At 68.2% G+C, this 19406-nt stretch carries 20 protein-coding genes; 4 read left to right on the plus strand and 16 right to left on the minus strand.

Features of this window, described 5'->3' with window-relative positions:
• Positions 1–103 precede the first annotated feature (103 nt).
• Together ABT025_RS03110 and ABT025_RS03115 are read left to right on the plus strand one after the other, a co-directional pair.
• Entirely contained in the window at positions 104–955 is an 852-nt protein-coding gene (locus tag ABT025_RS03110; protein WP_350989196.1) for a helix-turn-helix domain-containing protein, read from the plus strand.
• 11 nt (positions 956–966) lie between these two features.
• A complete protein-coding gene (locus ABT025_RS03115; RefSeq protein ID WP_350989198.1) occupies positions 967–1158 on the plus strand; it encodes a hypothetical protein in 192 nt (63 codons plus the stop codon).
• Between the two features lie 64 nt (positions 1159–1222).
• Here ABT025_RS03115 and ABT025_RS03120 read toward each other — a convergent pair whose 3' ends face one another.
• The 16 genes from ABT025_RS03120 to ABT025_RS03195 all read right to left on the minus strand — a co-directional run bounded on the left by ABT025_RS03120 (position 1223) and on the right by ABT025_RS03195 (position 14480).
• Positions 1223–1735, minus strand: coding sequence for a hypothetical protein (locus ABT025_RS03120; RefSeq protein ID WP_350989200.1), 513 nt, complete (start codon positions 1733–1735; stop codon positions 1223–1225).
• Between the two features lie 88 nt (positions 1736–1823).
• Positions 1824–2159 (minus strand): hypothetical protein, encoded by a 336-nt coding sequence (locus ABT025_RS03125; protein ID WP_350989202.1) that lies wholly within the window; start codon positions 2157–2159, stop codon positions 1824–1826.
• 167 nt (positions 2160–2326) lie between these two features.
• Positions 2327–2971 (minus strand): OmpA family protein, encoded by a 645-nt coding sequence (locus tag ABT025_RS03130; protein WP_502971880.1) that lies wholly within the window; start codon positions 2969–2971, stop codon positions 2327–2329.
• A complete protein-coding gene (locus tag ABT025_RS03135) occupies positions 2971–3516 on the minus strand; it encodes a hypothetical protein (protein ID WP_350989204.1) in 546 nt (181 codons plus the stop codon). The genes ABT025_RS03130 and ABT025_RS03135 overlap by 1 nt, the downstream gene beginning before the upstream one ends.
• A gap of 77 nt (positions 3517–3593) precedes the next feature.
• On the minus strand, positions 3594–4187 hold the full coding sequence (locus ABT025_RS03140; protein WP_350989206.1) for a pilus assembly protein TadG-related protein: 594 nt from the start codon (positions 4185–4187) through the stop codon (positions 3594–3596).
• Between the two features lie 8 nt (positions 4188–4195).
• Complete coding sequence (locus ABT025_RS03145) at positions 4196–4429, minus strand: hypothetical protein (protein WP_350989208.1); 234 nt, start codon at positions 4427–4429, stop codon at positions 4196–4198.
• Positions 4430–4632: 203 nt separating this feature from the next.
• Positions 4633–5715: a response regulator gene (locus ABT025_RS03150; protein ID WP_350989210.1), complete on the minus strand. Its 1083-nt coding sequence runs from the start codon at positions 5713–5715 to the stop codon at positions 4633–4635.
• Positions 5716–5780: 65 nt separating this feature from the next.
• Positions 5781–7151, minus strand: a complete 1371-nt coding sequence (locus ABT025_RS03155; RefSeq protein WP_350989212.1) for a sensor histidine kinase — start codon at positions 7149–7151, stop codon at positions 5781–5783.
• A 53-nt stretch (positions 7152–7204) separates the two neighbouring features.
• The gene (locus tag ABT025_RS03160; RefSeq protein ID WP_350989214.1) at positions 7205–8092 is read right to left on the minus strand and encodes a DUF5936 domain-containing protein; all 888 of its coding nucleotides are present in this window, start codon (positions 8090–8092) and stop codon (positions 7205–7207) included.
• Between the two features lie 28 nt (positions 8093–8120).
• A complete protein-coding gene (locus ABT025_RS03165) occupies positions 8121–9059 on the minus strand; it encodes a type II secretion system F family protein (RefSeq protein WP_350989216.1) in 939 nt (312 codons plus the stop codon).
• A gap of 61 nt (positions 9060–9120) precedes the next feature.
• Complete coding sequence (locus ABT025_RS03170; protein ID WP_350989218.1) at positions 9121–10461, minus strand: TadA family conjugal transfer-associated ATPase; 1341 nt, start codon at positions 10459–10461, stop codon at positions 9121–9123.
• Between the two features lie 36 nt (positions 10462–10497).
• Complete coding sequence (locus ABT025_RS03175; RefSeq protein ID WP_350989220.1) at positions 10498–10902, minus strand: TadE family protein; 405 nt, start codon at positions 10900–10902, stop codon at positions 10498–10500.
• Complete coding sequence (locus tag ABT025_RS03180) at positions 10896–11366, minus strand: TadE family protein (protein ID WP_350989222.1); 471 nt, start codon at positions 11364–11366, stop codon at positions 10896–10898. Before ABT025_RS03180 ends, ABT025_RS03175 begins: the two co-directional genes overlap by 7 nt.
• 118 nt (positions 11367–11484) lie before the next feature.
• Positions 11485–12732: a CpaE/TadZ family protein gene (locus ABT025_RS03185; protein ID WP_350989224.1), complete on the minus strand. Its 1248-nt coding sequence runs from the start codon at positions 12730–12732 to the stop codon at positions 11485–11487.
• 7 nt (positions 12733–12739) lie between these two features.
• Complete coding sequence (gene cpaB, locus ABT025_RS03190; RefSeq protein ID WP_350989225.1) at positions 12740–13450, minus strand: Flp pilus assembly protein CpaB; 711 nt, start codon at positions 13448–13450, stop codon at positions 12740–12742.
• A 169-nt stretch (positions 13451–13619) separates the two neighbouring features.
• Positions 13620–14480 (minus strand): hypothetical protein, encoded by an 861-nt coding sequence (locus ABT025_RS03195; RefSeq protein WP_350989227.1) that lies wholly within the window; start codon positions 14478–14480, stop codon positions 13620–13622.
• Positions 14481–15253: 773 nt separating this feature from the next.
• Here ABT025_RS03195 and ABT025_RS03200 point away from each other — a divergent pair.
• Together ABT025_RS03200 and ABT025_RS03205 are read left to right on the plus strand one after the other, a co-directional pair.
• Positions 15254–16921 (plus strand): chitinase, encoded by a 1668-nt coding sequence (locus tag ABT025_RS03200; protein WP_502971882.1) that lies wholly within the window; start codon positions 15254–15256, stop codon positions 16919–16921.
• 209 nt (positions 16922–17130) lie between these two features.
• The gene (locus ABT025_RS03205) at positions 17131–19278 is read left to right on the plus strand and encodes a serine/threonine-protein kinase (RefSeq protein WP_350989231.1); all 2148 of its coding nucleotides are present in this window, start codon (positions 17131–17133) and stop codon (positions 19276–19278) included.
• The last annotated feature ends 128 nt before the right edge of the window (positions 19279–19406 follow it).

Here is a 19406-nt window from a genome sequence, read left to right on the forward strand (position 1 = left end):
GACGGGTCATATTGGCCACCTCGTCCTGGAAATGTGCCCCTTGCGTGGCTCAAGAAGGCTGCGGCACGGCAGACTTCACGGCGAAGGACACGGAAGGACTGGTATGGCATCGCGAATCGCGCCGACCGAACGCCAGAAGCGCCTGGGGCGCGAACTCCGGAGGATGCGCCTGACCGCCGGAGTGTCCGCCCAGGCTGCCGCCGGCATTCTCCGAGTCGACCGCTCCCGGCTCTCCAACATCGAGCAGGGCATCAGGGCCATCAGCGAGGAACGCCTGCTCGCGCTCGCCGGCGCATGTGACTGCCAGGATCAGGCGCTTGTCGCGGCCCTGGCCCGGATGACCAGAACGACGGAGCGGGGCTGGTGGGAGAGGTACCGGGACTCACTGCCTGCCGGATTGCTGGACATCTCGGAGCTGGAGGCCGGAGCAATCCGGATGCGCACCGCGCACTCCGTCCACATCCCCGGCATCCTCCAGACGAGCGATCACGCATTGGCCGTCTTCCGCGTGGTCGTCCCCGCCCTCCCGGAACACGAAGCGGCCCTGCGGCTGGCTCATCGCGTGGAGCGGCAGAAGGTACTGGAAGGTGCGGCCTCGCCCGGGTACGTGGGCGTCATCCATGAAGCCGCCCTCCGTATGCAGTTCGGCGGGCGCAAGGTGGCTCGCGCGCAGCTCGAGCACCTGCTGACCGCTTCCGAGCGCCCCCGCATCACGCTGCGCGTCATCCCCTTCGAAGCAGGCGCGTTCCCAGGCGCGGGGCAGACGGTCAATTACGCGGAAGGGCCGGTTCCTCAGCTCGACACCGTCCAGGTGGACAGCACGCATGGTCCTGAATTCCTTTACGAGGAAGCACAGTTGAGCAAGTATCGTGCGCACCTCGACTGGATGGAGCGCATCGCACTGCCGGAGGGCAGGTCTCGGGACTTCATTCATGGCATCGCACGCCACCTCTGAGGGGAGTCACCATGCAGGACGCCACATGGGAAGAGCCATTCTGCGGCGAAGGTGCCAGCTGCTACCGCTTCGGTACGGACGACGAGGGCAACAGCTACATCGCCGTCGCCGGCGCCGAGGACCACTACCTCACCGACAGCCGCGAGTCGCTCCAGCAGATGATCCGCGACATCAAGGCGGGCAAGGCGGACCACCTGCTGTAACAGCGGTGCGCCCGGCACCGCCCCGCTCCGCAGCGGGTCGCGGCGCCGGGCGCATGGCGTCGGATCAGAGGTCCTTCACGTCCAGGTGGTACGAGGTGTCGACCCAGAAGCCGTTCGTGGACCTGCCCTTGATCTCCAGTACGTACTGTCCGGGTGCCAGCGGCCCGATGCCTCCCCAGACCCCCCAGGCGAAACGTCGGATCAGCCCCGTCCGGAACGGTGCCGAGAATTCCTGCAGAGGCAGCGGAAGACCGTTGAGGAAGGCCGAGGCCTCGACCACGTCCAGTGACTTGGGAACCTTCGAGTGCGACCTGTCGTGCTGCATGTTGAGGACAGGGAAGAACAGCGGCTTTCCGGACGGGATGGCGCAACGCCGCACCACGCGGCCACCGTACGTACCGGCGAGGAACCAGAGGTCACTCGGCTGACGCCATGCGGCGTGCTCCCCCGTCTCGTCCCTGACAGGGCTGATGTCATCCGGGGCGGACAGCGCCCACTTCCACCATCGGCCCGCGAGCACTCCGCCCTCGTCCTCGCTCAGCTTCCAGGTGCCGCCGGCCTGCTCCGTGCCGCTCACGCTCGCCCTCCCTCTCACGGCCCCATCCCCCGGGGCTCGATCCGAACAAGCGGACATTACCCGGCAAGGGATCAAGGCCTCCACGGAGTCATGGGTTCATCTCGTCGAACGGTTCGTCGTGCCAGCGCCAGCCGGCGGTGCCGTCCTCGTGGATGTGCAGCATGAACTCGGCAACCGGGCTGCCGTCGGGGAACGTCATGGTGAGCGCGCTGCGGATCTCCTCGTGGCAGCCGTCGAGGCGTTCCCAGTCCTCCTCCTCGGCAGCTCGCTCCTGCTCACGGAAGACCGGGCGGAACTCCTCGAAGCCCGGAAGGGTCTCGACGTCGGCGTGCGTCCAGGGCATGTCCGCGCCGGTCACGGTCAGCCGGGCAATCTCCTGGTCGCCGCGGTGGAGCCGCCAGACAACGCCAATGTTGTTTGCCATGGCTCCATGATGACGATCACCACTGACAGGCGGAGCACACATCACCCGACGCCCGACTGCCCTACGCCGCCTGCGGCCCTACGGCCCGACCCGCAAAGCCTCGCGGCCGATGCCGTATGCGAGGTGCATACGGCATCGGCCGCGAGGTCACGAAGCGGAAGTGCTGGTCAGCTCTTTGAACCTTCCGCGCGCGCGAAGGAGACCTCAACGCGGCGGTTCTTCTTGCGGCCGTCTTCCGACGAGTTGTCGGCGATCGGGTACTGCTCGCCGTAGCCCCGGATCTCGTACGAGATACCGGTGCCGGTCAGGGCCTTGTCCAGGACGTTGTGCACTGCCTCCGCACGCTGCTTGGAGAGCACGTCACCGTGGGCGGAGGAGCCCAGGTTGTCGGTGAAGCCGAACACCCGGACCTTCTTGGCGTCCTGCTTCTTGATCTCAGCGGCAATGGCGTTGATACGGCCGTTGGCCGCGGAGCTCAGCTTCGCGCTGTCCTTGCCGAAGAGGACCTCGGCCTGGAGCGCGAACTTGATGTCCGAGTTGGTGTCCTCGCGGCGCTCCTCGCCGCCCATGTCCTCGATGACCGACTTGATGTCGAGGATCTTGGCCGGCGCGAGGGTGGCCCCGTCGGGGAGCTTCAGATCCGTGTCGTTCGCATCGATCTTTACGGACGGTTCCGCAGACGCCGAGGGATACGGGCTGTCGTCCGCGAAGGCCTGCGATACACCCATGGATCCGAACGCGAGCACACCGGCAAGAACCGTGCTCGCCATCTGGCCGGACACCCGACGGCGGGTGGTGAGGGTGCCGCTCATCAGGAGATCTCAATCGGCGCCGGGGCGAACCCGTGGAACAGGAGGCTGACGCTGCTGGTGGTGTCCGGAGGGGACGGGAACTGAGCGAAGAACGTGATGGTCTTCCCCGCGTCGAGGAACGCGTTGAAGCCAGTGGTCGTCAGTGGCCGGTTGTCCGTGTCCCTCAGGACGTAGTAGCGCTTCTTCCCCACCGAGTCGACCAGGGTCATGTCCGCCAAGGAGCGGTCCTTGAGTGCAACGGCTACCTCTTTGCCGTTCCAGCCGATCGGGATGGTGTAGCTCTTGCCCGAATTGTTCTTGAGCTGTCCGGTGACCGTGAGGAACCCGCCGCTGTCACGCTTGGCCGAGTTGATGGCCATCTCGATGCCGTCATCGTTCTTGGATGTCACCAGAACGGTGCTCGTGTCCGGGACGGTTTCCCCGTCGCCTTTGCCCTCGTCGGACTTGGACGGCGAGGTAGAGGCCTGGGACGCTGCGTCCTTCGGCTTGTTCCCGTCATCACTGCCGCAGGCGGTCATCGAGAGCGCCAGGACAGCTGCCAGCACAGCAACTCCCCCGGCACGGCGCGTGGTCCTCACGTGCGGATAGCTCATCGGTCCAGTTCCTTTGCGTTTGATCGAGGTCAGTCTTCGGCCAGGCGAACGTCGAAAAGCAGAGTCATATCAGGCATGACGGCCAGACTCTGGGGGCTGACCACCCACACCAGCCCGCTGAGACAGCCGACCGTGCCAATGGACGGCGACGTAGGGATCGGGTTCGGGACGAACGTGCAACCCCGATTGTCGAGGACGGCGACAGCCTCTGCCTCCGCCTGCTTCCCCTCAGTACCCGGAACGAGGTTCGCGCTCATTTTCTTTCGCGACTTCAGCTCGACCTCGAAGCCCCAGCGCATACCGCTCACAGGCTGGCAATCGATGTCGGTGGCGTCGTTCCTCGCACCGAACGTGCGTGCCATGGCACAGCCGTCCATCCCGACGTAGGGGGAGTTGAACACCTCGGCGTAGAAGCTCCTGTCCATGACGTGGGCCATCAGGTCCAGCTTGAGGAACTTCCGGGAGTCCTTGGCCGCCGCCAACGCCGTGGCATCCGCCGCAGTCTGTGCCCCGTTGCGCTTGACATCGGCTTCACCGAACGCAAAGAAGACCAACGCAAGGAAGAGCAGGCCGGTCACCGCTGTGATGTACAGCGGCGCGGCCTGCCCTGCCTCGGACTTCATTCGACGGATCACCCGTTGAGAACCGAGTTGATCTTCTCGGTGAACTTCGCACCGATGGTCGAACCGAGGTTCGTCTGCAGCAGCGCCACGACGATCGCGACCACGAGGATCGTGATGCCGACGTACTCGATCGCGCCCTGACCCTTGTCGCTGCGACGCTTCATGGCATCCACGGCGGTGTTCTTCCAGCCGTTGATGTAGGTCTGCGTGGTGGCGGCGGCCTTCAGGGTGATGTTCGACATGGTGTTCCCCTCCGAGTTCGGCCGACCGGGAATCGGCCGACACTGCTACGTGTGTCTTCGTGTCGTTCGCGCTTCCGGCTTCCTCCCGGCCGGTCTCGCTTTCGACAGGAGAAACGTACGTCGGGGCAACACCCACCCGCATGGGCCTGCGGGCCCAACTCCGGGCCCACTTCGCCAGTTGGGTCTTCGGGTTCACCGAGTGCTCAGCCATGCCTCGTCGACCCCCCGGAAGACATGCGGTGCCAGACGGCGATGGCCTCGCCCCGGCTGCCGGCATTCAACTTCGCGAAGATGCGGTTGATGTGGTTCTTGACGGTCTTCTGGCTGATGAAACAGGTGGCCGCGATTTGCTGATTGGTCATGCCCGACGCGATCAGGTCCATCACTTCCACCTCCCGTTCGCTCAGCTCGGCCCGTACTCCCTGGGGTGCCGCAACAGGCAGCCCCGAGGATGAATGTCCCACAGATGATTGCGGAAGCGAAGCCTTTTGTGGGAATCGGTGCTCGCTCAACTCCTGGCTAGCGCCCCCGACCTGGTGATTCACTCCTCCACCAGGTCCCCATTGCCCGCGTGTGTCATGTGCGGGTGCAGACACTTGCCCCGGTGGGGCGATGGGACGGTAGCCGGGGCCGGTGAACGCCGTGCCCAGGCCTTCGGGCAAGGGCCGGCCGGCCCCGCCCAGGCCTCCCCCGCCGCCTCGCACCGACTCCAGCAGCGCGCTGCTGGCCGAGTACGTGAAGTGGGCCCGGCCCTCCTTGGTGTCGCGGACGGCAGCCACCAGCTGGTCCGCCGTGAACTCACCGTGCACCAGATAGCCCCCGGCCCCCAGGCGCAGCGCCTCGTGGACGATCTCGCTCTCCCGGCTGTACGTCATCATCAGCACCGGGGCCAGCCGCACCAGGTGGGGCAGGGCCGAGATGCCGTCGACGCCGGGCATGCGTACGTCCAGCAGCACGACGTCCGGGCGGTGCTGCACCGCCATCTCGTACGCCTGACGGCCGTCACCCGCCTCCGCGACCACGTCGATGTCGTCGCGTCCGTGCAGGAGAACGGTCAGACCGGCCCGTACGACCGGATTGTCGTCGGCGACGACCACTCTGAGCGGCCGTGCCGCAGGCATCGCTTCGGGGCTGGGGAAGGCCGGGAATCCGCCGGGAGAATCGGATGTGGGGACACCGCCTGTAGGGGGCGAACTGAGCGGGCTGGGATGCGGGGACGTGTGCTGCGAGACATGCGGTTGCTGCGTCCACTGCTCTCCGGAGCTGCGGGAGATCTCGTCCGACATGGTGCGGGCCTCCTCTCTCAAAGATGGGGGACTGTGGGGGGTTACTCAGTAGCGGTGGTGCCGATTCAGTTGTTGGGCCGGGCGGGTTGGCCGGGTACCTGCGTGAGCAACGGCGGGTACCCGGGAGCGGTGGGAGACGCGGGTGGCGCCAGGTTCATGGCGGCAAGCGACAGGTCGAGGCGGACCTCGGTACCCCGTTCCGCCATGCCCCTGCCGATCCGGATGCGTGCGCCGATGGAGGCGGCGCGCTCGACCATGCCGACCAGGCCGAAGTGCCCGGCCCTGCGCAGATCTGCCAGGGACGTACCCCGGGGCAGGCCCTCGCCGTCGTCGTACACGCTGATGCGCACGACGTCGCGGACCAGCCCGGCGGAGACCTCCACATAGTTGGGACGGGCATGGCGCTGGGCGTTCTCCATGGCCTCGGTCGCGATGGTGAGGGCCTGGCGGGCCACGGCGTGCGGAATCGGCGGCACGGGGCTCTCGCCGAGCCGGCGGAAGACTGCCTTGATGCTGTGGCGGCGATCGAAGTCCGCGGTGCGCGCTGCCAGCTCGCCCACCACGTCCACGCCGCCGTCGAGGCCCGACTCCCGGCGCAGGTCGGAGAGGAGTTCCCGGGACTCCGCTGCAGCCCGGCGGGCCGCGCGTGCGACGAGTTCCGCCTGGTGCTTGACGGTCAGCGGGTCCATCCGGTCGGCGGTGCTGGCCAGGCCGTCGGCCGCCATGGCCAGACCGTGCAGGGTCTTGGCGACGGAGTCGTGCATCTCGCGGGCGAGGCGGGCACGCTCCTTCTCGACCGCGCCGCTGACCGCGAGGCGCGCACGGGTCTCCGTCAGCGCCTGGGAGGCTGCACCGAACCCCAGGAGGAGGCTGCGCAGCGTGCTGCCGACCGCTCCCGCCATGATGCAGAGCCCCACCACGAGAAGCGCCGAGGCGTCCGCCTCGGCCTCCTGGCTGACTCCGTAGGCGCCGGCAAGCAGCAACGCCTGAAGAGCGGCGAAGATCGCCCCGCCCCGCCAGCTGTAGACCAGCCCGGCAAGGAGCGGGGTGCAGACGGTCACGTAGGAGAGCGTCGAGCCGGGACTCGCCGCGAACAGCAGGAGTGCGCCGAAGAGCATGTCCGCGGCAAGCAGTGCGGGATGCCTGAGGAGAATCGGCCCGAAGCGCTCCCAGTCGCGCATCAGGACGTAGGACACCATGACGGTGACCAGTACCGCCGCGCCCACCAGCCAGCTGCCGAGCTCGTCGTGCACGCCGTCCAGCGCGAAGGGCGTAGCCAGCAAGGTCATCGCAAGGCGAAATCCGAACAGCTGACGACAGAGCGCCTGCAGCGCGTTCAGCTGGATGGGCAGGGAGGGAACATGCCCGGGCGCACTTTCCGGCGCCTGCGCGTCGGGGCCGCCTGTCAGGGCGGGACCGGTCGTTCGTGGGCCCATCTGGTCCTCTCACCTCCTCGTCGGTGCGGATCGCTTCCTCGCGTCTGAGCGCATCAACCGCCGAAAACGTCCCCGATGTTGACTTGAGACGCGTAGTAGAAGCCGACGACGATCAGGATCATCGTCCCGGGCAACATGAAGCTGGTGACGATCAGCGTGGCCTTGGGGACGGCCTTCGAGGCCTTCCGGCGGGCGTTCTGGGAGTCGGTCCGGCGCATGTCGTTGGCGATCTGGATCAAGGTGTCCACGATCGGCGCACCCAGCTCCTCGCCCTGCTGGAGGGCCGAGACGAACATCGACACCTGCTCGGACTCGTTCCGCTTGCGGAGCTGGTCGAAGGCCTCGCGTCGACTGACGCCCATGTCCATCTGCCGGAGAGTGATGCGGAGTTCGTCGGCCCACGGCCCCTGGTACTTCTCCGCGACCCGCTCCAGTGCCTGCCGGAACCCGAGTCCGGCCGAGACGACGACCGCGAGGACGTCGAGGAAGTCCGGGAGCGTCCGGTCGATGTCGTCCTTGCGACGCGAGATGGCGGACCTGATGATCACGTCCGTCCAGAAGAGGCCGTAGACGAACAGGAGGATGGCCAGGATGAGTTGGCCGTTCATGAGCATGGCCAGGGCCGCGATCGTCCCGAGTCCGCCGTAGAAGGCCCGCCGCGCCGCGTAACGGTCGACCGTCATGCCCCCGGGGTTTCCGGCCATGTCCAGCTTGCGCCGCACCTTGTCGACGCGCTTGGGACCCATCATCGACAGCACTCGGGGTGCGTAGCGCATGCCCATGCGGTCGGCCAGGCCACCGGCGGCCGTGGTGCGGCTCGCGCCGATCTCCAGCGCGAGCTCCATGTCACCGGGGAGCTTGGCTTCGGCGCGGTACATGCGGATTCCGTGGAAGGCTCCGTACACGCCCAGTCCGAAGACGGCCGCGATCAGAAGATCCATGATGTCCTCTCCTTGTTGATTCCGGCCGTCATATACGGACGCGAGTGAGTCGGCTGATGAGGAAGAACCCGAGGGCGTAGAGGCCTGCGGCAACAAGGACTGCGATCCGGCCGGGAGTGGCGGCGGTCATGTCGTCCAGCGCGCCCGCCCGCATGCTGTTGATGATGAGCAGGAAGCCCATTCCGAGGATCGGGACGGCGACCGCGGTCACCTTGACCTGGGACAGGAGGGTGGTGACTTCTCGCCGGGTCTCCTTGCGCTCCTCCAGCGTCCCCGTGAGGTTGCGCAGCGAGGAGACGATCGTGCCGCCCGCCCGGTTGGAAAGGATGAGCGTGGAGACCAGCACGGTCAGTTCGCGCGACGGCAGCCGCTCGACGAGCTCGTTCATCGCGTCGTCGAGCGAGTGCCCCACGGCCAGTCGGTCGGCCACCCGGCGGAGCTCCTCGTGCGCCGGCTCGTCGAGTTCGTCCACCGCCATGCTGATGGCCGTCCGGAGTGCGAGACCGGCCTGGGTGGCATTGGCGAGGACGCGGGTCAGCTCGGGGAGCTGGTTGATGAACGCCTCGGTGCGCTTGGCCCGCTGGTAGTTGAGGAAGGCGTTCCCTCCCCACAGGCCGATGAGCGCGGCGATGAGTCCGAAGAACGGCGCGAAGATCGAACCGACCACGAAGTAGAGGCCGAGCAGCGCCGCCACGACGTAGACGAAGTACTCGCCGGGCGTGAGGTCCAGGCCCGTCGCCGCGATCTTCCGCTCGATCCGCTTCCCCAGATTCGTTTTGCGCAGGCGCCGGTCCACGCCTCGGAAGCGACGGTTGCGGCCGCCGATCGTGAGCTGGCCCGTCTGGGACATCCGGTCGGCCAGAATCTGCTGCTGAGCTCTGCCCGAGGAGAAGATGTGCGCGCCTATGACGGCGAACAGACCGGCGAGGAGTGTGACGCCGATCGTCAGGAGCGGAAGATTATCCATTTCGGACGAGGCCTTCTGGGTGAGCGGCGGGCTGGGGACGTAGCGGGGCGCGAGAGTGGAATCAGGCTGCTGATTTGCGCATGCGCAGCTCTTCCTCCGTCTCGGCGACACCGAAGGCCGCCGGGGCTGCCTCACTCGACATGAAGAGGCGATCGGCCACCCGGCGGGGCAGCGGGTAGTACTCGAACTTTCCGTAGATGCGGCCGTCCGCGGCCATCGGCTGGGCATGGAAACGGCAGACCGAGACGATGCGGTAGTCCTCGCGTCCGTGCGAGTCCACGATCGCGATCTCGGTGATCCGGCGGGAACCGTCGGCGTGACGAGTCAGCTGCACGATCACGTCGACGGCGCTGTTGATCTGGTCATGGATCGCGACGAAGGGGATCTCGACCTCGGACATGGAGCTCAGCGTCTGAAGCCGCATCAGCGCGTCCTCGGCGTTGTTGGCGTGGACGGTGGCGAGCGAACCGTCGTGACCGGTGGACATCGCCTGGAGCATGTCGAGCGTCTCGCCACCACGGACCTCACCGACGATGATGCGGTCGGGGCGCATACGCAGGGAGTTGCGGACCAGGTCGCGAATGGTGATCTGGCCCTTGCCCTCCACGTTGGAGGGGCGGCTCTCCAGCGTGATCACGTGGGACTGCTGGAGCTGGAGCTCGGCGGAGTCCTCGATCGTGACGATGCGCTCGCCGTTCGGGATCAGCCCGGACAGCGCGTTGAGCAGGGTCGTCTTGCCGGTACCGGTGGCCCCGGAGACGATGACGTTGAACTTGGCGCGGACCAGTCCGGCGAGCAGCATCAGCATGTGCTCGTCGAGCGAGCCGAGCCCGATCATCTCCTGGAGCGTGAACGCCTTGGGGAACCGTCGGATGGTGAGGATCGGGCCCCTGAGGGAGAGCGGCGGGATGATCACGTTGACACGCTCACCCGAGGGGAGTCGCGCGTCGACCATCGGATTCGCCTCGTCGACACGGCGGTTGACCGTGGAGACGATGCGTTCGATGGTCTGCATCAGCTGTTCGTTGGAGGAGAAGCGCATCGGGAGCAGCTCCAGGCGCCCCCGCCGCTCCACGTACACCTGGTCGTGTCCGTTCACCATGATCTCGCTGATGGAGGCGTCTTCGAGCAGCGGTTCCAGGATGCCGAGCCCGAGGGACTCGTCGACGACCCGGCGGATGAGCTGCGAGCGCTCCATGGAGGAGAGCACGGGGCCCTCGCGGCTGATGATGTGGCCCAGGACGCGTTCGAGCCGCGCCCTGCGCTCGGCCGCCGCGAGGGCGGACATCTCGGCGAGGTCGATCTCCTCCAGGAGCTTGGCGCGGTAGACCTGGACCAGCCGACTCTCTTCGCTCAGCCCGTTCGCCGGCTCGGGACTGGTAATGCGCGCCCGCAGGCTCATGCCCTCAACTCCCTTGTGTGTTACGGCAGTGCTGGATCAGTCGCGCGGCATGGTGGCCTTCTTCGTGACGGATCCGAATTTGAACATCGGCAGGAGAGAGGGGATGCGCACCTTCACCCGTACGGTCACGTCGTTCGCACCACCGGATGGGACGGCTGTGGCGCCGTCGGCCAGCCAGTCGCTCAGCGAATCCAGCGCTACCGACTGTGCGCGCCCGAACTGGTACTTGTCCGAGCCCACTCGCGCCCCCGCCCGTGCGGCCGTGCCGGCCTGCTGGGCCGCGTATACCGCGATGCCGAGCTGAACCACGGCCAGCGATATGACGAGCAGGAGGGTGAGGACACCCACGTACTCGATGGCGGCCTGGCCCCGTCGGCTGTCCGAGCGGGAGGCGGTCGTGCGTCCGGTGCCTGGGTTCCTCGCCCATGTGTGCCTCACCACCCCCACCCGCCCTTCTCCCTCTTGGCCTTGGCGTCGCCCGTCGCGTACCACGGCACGTTGAACACCCCAGGAAAGATGAGGGGCACCTTGACGCGTACCTTCGCGGTGACCAGGTCACCGAATCCGCCGCCGCAGCGCAGGGCGGTGGTGTCCCAGGCGTCGGGCACGTCCTCGCGTACGGCCTGCCGGCAGGCGCTCTCCGGGCTGGATTCCGCGACCGCGGCCGCCCTGACGCCCTTGTCCGCCGCGTTGCCCGCGAGCACCCACGTGTAACAGACCAGTCCGGCCTGCCACATCACCGCCAGCGTCACCAGGATCAACGGCAGCGTGCCGACGAACTCGATGGCCGTCTGCCCGCGGTCGCTCCGCGTGCGCCGGCGCCGTCCGCCGGAGACGGAGCCGGATATCTCAGCCCTCGCGCTGCCCGGCCCCGCCGGTGGCCGGCCCGTTCGTAGAAGATTCATGATTCAACGGTCCTCCTCGGTCTCATCGCTTCATTAATCGCTTCGCTGAACACTTCACCGCTCGCTGCACAGATCACTTCACCGATGTAACCGGCCGACGCAACCGACCCGCCGCCGCTCACTTCGTACGTCCCCGCCGGCCGCCCAACGAACCGCGGTCGCCCTTGAACTTGCCCTGCTTGTCGGCGTTCTCGGAGTTCTTCACCAGTCCGAGATCTGCCGCAAGCCCCCACAGCGCCTGCTTCACCGTGGATTTGGCCTCCAGGTCCTGCAAGCGGCCTGCGTCGATCACCGCATGGAGTTCCTTGAAGTTCGCGGGGACCACGACCCGTGCCACCTTCGTGGCCGTGATCTTCTCGATCAGTGGTGGCTGGATCTCCGTGTTACGCGTGTAGCGGTTGACGACCGTGACCGTCTCCTCGGCCTTGCGGACCTGGAGGCGGTCCCAGAGCCGGACCATGCGTTTGGCCGCCCGGACGGTGATCACGTCCGGGGTGGTGACCAGCAGGGTCCGGTCCGCCATCTCGATGGCCGCGGCGTTCGCCGAGTTCATGTGCGTACCGCAGTCGATGATGACGACCTCGAAGCGGTGCCGCAGGGCACTGACGGTCTGGCGTACGACCCGGTCGCTGACCTCTTCGCCCCGCTCACCCTCGCTCGGTGCCAGCATCAGGGCCAGCCCGCTGTCGTGGCTGTACAGGGCGTCCTGGAGGACGCGCGGCGAGATGTCCTGGATGGTGGAGAGGTCGACGATCGACCGGCGGAACTGCACATCCAGATAGGACGCCACGTCCCCGGACTGGAGATCCAGGTCGGCGAGGGCGACCGTGTGGCCCGACGCCGCCGAGGCGAGGGCCAGCTGCACGGCTACGACCGTCGCGCCGACGCCGCCCTTCGCGCCGCTGACCGTGACGACCGTGCCGCCGGGGCCGGTGAACATCTCGGCACCGGCGCTGAGGTGGCGGCGGACTCCGACGGACCAGCCGGCGGCGGCCTGGACGCGCTGGGCCAGCTCCTCGTACGAGAGGGGCAGGCCGACCAGGCCGCGGGCGCCGGAGTCCATGGCTGCCGAGTAGAGCCCGGGGCTCATGTCCGCGGTGACGAGCACGACCCCGACCGCCGGAAAGCGCAGGGCCACCTCCCGGATCAGCTCAAGTGCCGGAACCGGACCGATCCGCTCGTGCACCAGCACGACCTCGGGCAGCTCGTCGAGTGACTCGGCGGCGAGCCGGGCCAGTGTGTCGAGCAGCGTGGTCGAGTCACCCAGTGGTGCGGCCGGCTCCGCATCGGGGAGCTGGCTGAGCAGCGTGGTGATGGATCGGGCAGCGTCGGCGTCGCCGACAGCCGGGAGGATTCGAGTGCTCATCCGGTCCTCACTTGTTCTTGTCTTCGTCGAGGTTGTAACTGCCCTCGCCGGGACGGAGGGTGGTCGGGCTGTCGTCGGGCAGCAGGGCCAGCCGCACGTGCTCCGCGAAGGACTCGGCGTAGGCGACGCGCTGCGCGTCGGTGGTGTCCAGGGCGAAGGTGATCGGCACCGCCTCGGTGGGGCCGCCCCGGTCGTCGCCCTTGGGTTCGAGCGAGGTCAGCTGGCCGACGTCGAGCACCTTGGCGTTGGGGACGATCACGCGTGAGGTGGGCTTGTCCTTGTCGGTCTGGCCCGCGAAGGTCGCGTAGATGTTGACGAGGTTGCCCGGCCGGATCTTGCCGGCGACGCCGGTCGCGGCGTCGATCATGATGGCGATCTCCTGCTGACCGTTCTCCAGCTTGGGACGCTTGACGATCATGTCGTCCTGGAGCAAGGAGCCCTTGCGGAGGTTGGTGACGGCGATCTTTCCGCTCAGCACCGAGAGATCAGTGACCGCGTTCTTGGACAGCCACCGCTTCGGCATCGAGACCTTCTCGAACTGCCCGGGTTCCAGGGGCCGGTAGGGGGCTATGTCCGACTTCACCTGGTAGGCAGTCACCTCCGGACCGACCTTCGAGTTCACATCACTGATCACCGAGAGCACACCGGCGAACGCACCGAAGGCGCAGAGGACCGAGAGGAGAAGAAGGATGACGCCGCGGCGTTGCCGTGAGTTCATGAGCGGAGCAACCTCGTTGGGAGACGTGGGCCGATGAGCGGACTGGGAAGCGGAGCGGGATCGAGCCGTCGCGGGTCTCTCTGTGGCGTCGCCCGTGAGGGACGGGCGGGTGCCGTGCGCTGTTCTCCGGGCTGTGGGTGCAGCAGGGGAGCACCGCCGTCGCGGTGGCTCACGACCCGTGGTGCGTCGGTGTTCCTTGGCTCAGGACACCGGAACCCCGTGTTTGGTTCTCCGGTGGTTTCAGTGGGGCCGAGCACAGACCACAGCGGTCGCCGATGAGTTCATTACCGCACCAGGTACAGACCTCCCTGCGAACCGAGGAAACAAGCTGATAGATCAGTGAAATATCGGGCAGAAAGGCGGCGAATTCGACCATCTTCGAAGTGCCCCACCAGGAAGGCGAATCCGCGGGCAGCGGGGCTTCGTGCACCTCCTGCACCTGCCAGGCCGGGGCGAGGGTGGTCGTCACCCAGTCGGATTGCAACTGCCCCTTCGCGACCAGCAGATGGGTGGCGAATTCGGGTCCGGCGAGCTCTCCCGAGCCGATCTTGATCAGCTCGGGGCTCGGGTTGGCCAGCACGCCGAACTGGGACCCGGGGACCCAGGACTTCGCATGGGTCTTCAGGCTGACCGGCACCCGGTCGAGCTTGGTGACCGAGTTCAGGAGCGCACCGGAGTGGATGTAGTGGGAGAGCAGCCTCGCCGCGGAGGCGACGACCCCGGCACTGAAGTCACAGATGGACAACTGCCGCAATTGACGCACCAGTACGGCGACCCCCAAGGGGGGCAGATCCACCTTGAGCAGCGCAATGCGGTCACTCTCCATCACCGCGCGAATCGCGTGCATCCGCCGCTCATGGGCAGGCTTGATGCTGGCGGGATAGACCGCGATGACGTAGCCGTGCTGCTCCAGGAGGAGGTGCATGTCGCCCACCGCCTGTTCCAGCGACTGGTCCTCGGGTGCACGCAGGACCACCGCCGTCGGCGTCTGCTGATCGGCCGGGGACAGCACCAGATCAGCGCTTGTCACTGCTATTGCTGTCGGCACGCTGTTCCCCGTTCGGCTCCGGCCGCCGCGTACCGCCGGCCGCAATCGCTCACGTCAGGGGCTCCATCACTCAGGCGCTCCCGCATCAGCACTTTATCCACGTAATGCGAGGTAGAGAACACCTTCCAGGACCCAGTACGGACGGGCCCACGACCCCTCACGGGGCGTTCGCGTGACAAATCAGCCCAAGTGACTAGTTGTTAAAGTCCGTACCATTTAATCGAATACCCATTCCCCACGTGTGTTATTCATGATCCTCATCAGTCTTTATGCACGTCAGAGGCGTGGGAGCGCATTCACGCGACAGCCCTCGGTGTTCCCGGTGGGCCCAATGTGAACTCTGGGCCCGGATTGGGTCCCCCGGGCCCAGAGCGATCGGCGAGATTGACGCGACCGGCGGCTTCGCCGTCCGGGACCCCCGAGGGGACGCCCCCAACCCCCCTCGGGAACTGACGAACCGGAACCTCGCGCCCGCGCGAAATCCTGCCCACGCCTCCGTCCACCAGCCCCTCCACGGGGGCGCGTTGCGACCGTTCGACGCCAGAGGTCTTGACAACTTGATTGGTCTGGACCAGTTTTATCGCCCAGCGGTGGCCACCGTTCCTCGACTCCACACCCCGGCACCCCCGTGTCCGGCCCCGGCATCCCCGTGCCGTTCCCCGCCATCCCCGACTCCCCCACGGAGGCAGCAAGTGGAACGTTCCCCCGCAACCAGCCACAGACGACGGCACAACCGCCCGCTCCTCGGTTCCGCCATGGCCGTCGTCGCAGCGGGCGCGCTGACCCTCACCGGTCTCGTCAGCAGCGCCGAGGCGGCCGATGTCAACGTCGCCAAGAACGCCGGGTTCGAGTCCGGCCTCGCCAACTGGACCTGTTCCGGCGGCAGCGGCGCCACCGTCTCCTCCCCCGTGCACGGCGGCACCTCGGCGCTCAAGGCCACCCCGGCCGGCCAGGACAACGCCAAGTGCACCCAGACCGTCGCGGTGAAGCCCAACTCGACGTACGCGCTCAGCTCCTGGGTCCAGGGCGGCTACGCCTACCTGGGCGCCGGCGGCACCGGAACCACCGACGTGTCGACCTGGACCCCCGGCTCCAGCAGCTGGACCCAGCTCTCGACGAGCTTCACGACCGGGCCCAGCACCACGTCCGTCACCGTGTACACGCACGGCTGGTACGGGCAGGCCGCCTACCTCGTCGACGACGTCTCGGTCAGCGGCCCCGACGGAGGCGGTGGCACCGACCCCGCCCCGACGATCCCCGCGGCCCCCGCCGGTCTCGCGGTCGGCACGGCCACGTCCTCGTCCCTCGCCCTGTCCTGGAACTCGGTGTCCGGCGCGACCGGCTACACCGTCTACAAGGACGGCGCGAAGGCCACCACCTCCACCGGGACCTCGGCGACGATCACGGGACTGGCCGCCGACACGGCGTACCAGTTCGCGGTGACCGCCACCAACGCGGCCGGTGAGTCGGTCAAGTCCGCCACCGTCAGCGGCCGTACGGCCACGTCCGGCACCGGCAACCCGAACCCGGGCACGTCCGTGCCCAAGCACGCGGTCACCGGCTACTGGCAGAACTTCAACAACGGCGCGACCGTGCAGAAGCTCAGCGACGTGCCCGCGAACTACGACATCATCGCGGTCTCCTTCGCCGACGCCACGACCACGCCCGGTGCCGTGACCTTCAACCTGGACTCGGCGGGCCTGAACGGCTACACCGTCGACCAGTTCAAGGCCGACATCAAGGCGAAGCAGGCAGCCGGCAAGAACGTCATCATCTCGGTCGGCGGTGAGAAGGGGTCCGTCTCGGTCAACAGCGACGCCTCCGCCACCAACTTCGCCAACTCGCTCTACTCGCTCATCCAGGAGTACGGCTTCAACGGCGTCGACATCGACCTGGAGAACGGCCTCAACTCCACGTACATGACGAAGGCGCTGCGCTCGCTGTCGCAGAAGGCGGGTTCCGGCCTCGTCATCACGATGGCTCCGCAGACCATCGACATGCAGTCCACCTCGGGCGAGTACTTCAAGACGGCGCTCGGCATCAAGGACATCCTGACCGTCGTCAACATGCAGTACTACAACAGCGGTTCGATGCTCGGCTGCGACGGCAAGGTCTACTCGCAGGGCTCGGTGGACTTCCTCACCGCGCTGGCGTGCATCCAGCTGGAGGGTGGCCTCGACCCGTCGCAGGTCGGCCTCGGTGTCCCCGCCTCCACCAGTGGCGCGGGCAGCGGCTACGTCGCTCCCTCGGTCGTGAACGCGGCCCTGGACTGCCTCGCGAAGGGAACCGGCTGCGGCACCTTCAAGCCGTCGAAGACCTACCCGGGCCTGCGCGGCGCGATGACCTGGTCGACCAACTGGGACGCCAAGTCCGGCAACGCCTGGTCGAACGCGGTCGGCCCGCACGTCCACGCCCTGCCGTAGCACCGCACGGTCCGGGTTCCGTCGAACCCGGCCGGCATCACTGACCAGCAGCGCCGCCGCTCCCCCGGTGGCGCTGCTGCATGTCCGGGGTCCGACGGTCCCTGACCTGTATCGGACCCGCAACAGAGTGCCCGGGAGCCGCCGCATCCCATGGCTGTCCGGGCCGCCTCGTGGCACCGTTGCCAGGAGGGAACGACAGGGGGAACGACATGGCCGGGGCGCGGGTTCGGGCGCTTGGTGGGGACGATCCGGCGACGCTCGGACCGTACCGGCTGATCGGACGACTCGCGTCCGGGGGCATGGGGCGGATCTACCTGGCCCGCAGCGGCGAGCGCGGCGGGCGGGCCCTGGTCGCCGTGAAGACGCTGCCGGCCGAGGGGGCCGTCGGCGACACCGACCGTCGGCGCTTCGCGCGCGAGGTGGCGGTCGCGCAGCGCGTCGCCGGCGCGTACACGGCACGGGTCCGGGACGCCGACCCCGACGCGGAGCGGCCATGGATGGCCATCGACTACATCGCCGCTCCGCCGCTCTCCGAACTCGTGCGGAACTGCGGGGTGTTGCCGGCGTCCGCGGTACGGTGGATAGCCGCCGGGACCGCGGAGGCCCTGGTCACCCTGCACGGGGTGGGCATCGTCCACCGTGACGTGAAGCCGCAGAACGTGCTGCTTCCGCTGGACGGCCCCCGGGTCATCGACTTCGGCATCTCGCACGCCAGCGACCTCACACTCACCGGGCTCACCCTCGGCACGCTCGCCTTCACCTCGCCCGAACAGGCACGCGGCGAGGAGTCGACCGCCGCGTCCGACGTCTACTCCCTGGGCGCGACGCTCTTCCTGCTCGCCACCGGCCGGCCGCCCTACCGCACGGACGGGGACACCCTGCGGCTGCTGGCCCGCGTCCAGCGTGGCGAGCTCGACCTCGGCGGGCTGCCGAAGGAGCTCGTGGCGACGATCCGGCCGTGCCTGTCCGTCGCCCCGGACCGGCGGCCCGAACCGGCGGAGCTGCTGGCCCGTTTCCGCGAGGCCCAGGCCGGTCTGCCGGAGTCCCGCGGCGGCGCCCGGTGGCTGCCGCCGCGGTGGACGGCGCTGATCGGCGCGTACGCGACCCAGGGTCTGGAACTCTCGAACGACCGCCGCGCGAGCCGGCAGAGCCGGTCGGGGGAGGCGAGCCCGGCGGCCCCGACCGTCGTCCAGCGCGCTCGCGTGGTGCCGCCCCCGCCCCCGACGCTCGTGTACCCGCCGGAGCGGCAGGCCCGCGCGGCCCGCGGCCGTGCCCGTCGCGACCGGGCACGGCCGGACCTGGCGGCGCTCGCGGAACTGGCGGAGCGGCAGCGGGCGGAACAGGCCGAGCAGGAACACGCCGACCGGGAGCGCGCCGAGGCAGCCCGCATGGAGACCGAGCGGCTCGCCGACCAGCGCCAGGAGGCCGAGCGCGCGACGCGCGAACAGGCCGAGCAGGAGGCCCTGCGGCGGGCCGAGCGCGAGGCGTCCCGTCGGGCCGCCCGGGCACGGACGTCCTCCCCCGGCACCGCCCCGCCCACTCCGGGCACCACGCGCCCGGCACCCCCGCGCTCCGGTTCCTCGGGCAACTCCTGGGGGCTGGGCCGGCTGATCGCCGTGGCCGCAGTCGTCGCCCTGTTCGTCTGGCAGCCCTGGGGGACCACGGGCAACGAAGCCGGCAGCAGCGGCAGTTCGTCCGCCGGCAGCAGTTCCGGCGCCGTGTCGTCCGGCAGCGGCCTCGATACGCATTCGGACGACTCCGGCACGGACACGGACAGCAGCACCGACGGATCCAACGGCCCCGGCAGCGAAACCGCGGACGCCCCGACGCCCGCCTCCACGCCCACGCCGGCCCCCACCCCGGATGCCACCGACCGGGCGTTCGCAGCGGTGAGCGCCGGTGACTGTCTCAACGTGTACAACGACGGGCACGACGACATGAGCGCGGACCGCCCGATCCGGGTGAGCTGCAGCGCCTCGAACGCGTACATGCACGTCAACGGAGTCAGTACCCTTTCCGGCGGCTCCGGTTCCTGCGACAGCGGGGCGGGCTTCACCTGGTGGAGCAAGTCCGGTGACGACGGGGTCGAAAGGACGCTCTGCCTCGACCGGGTGTACCAGGTGGGCCAGTGTTTCCCCGCTGACGTCACAGGGGCCACCAGTGCCGACCTGACGGCGATCTGGGACTGCGACGCGTCGGCCGTCCCCGAGGCCGGCCAGTCGATCCTGCGGATCACCGGGTTCTACCGGGCCCCCGAGGCGGGCCAGAACTGGACCTGTCCGTCCGTGAACGGCGAGCGGTTCTGGTACTGGCCGGTTAACCAGGGCCGGAGCATCATCTGCGCGTCGGCGGCCTGAACCGGCACGCGCGGCGCCCCGGGCCGGGCGCCCGCGACACCGCGACACCGCGACACCGCGACACCGCGACACCGCGACACCGCGACACCGCGACACCGCGACACCGCGACACCGCGACACCGCGACAC

Origin of the sequence: Streptomyces sp. NPDC002809 (genome assembly GCF_040295435.1) — a bacterium.
Lineage (GTDB): Bacteria > Actinomycetota > Actinomycetes > Streptomycetales > Streptomycetaceae > Streptomyces.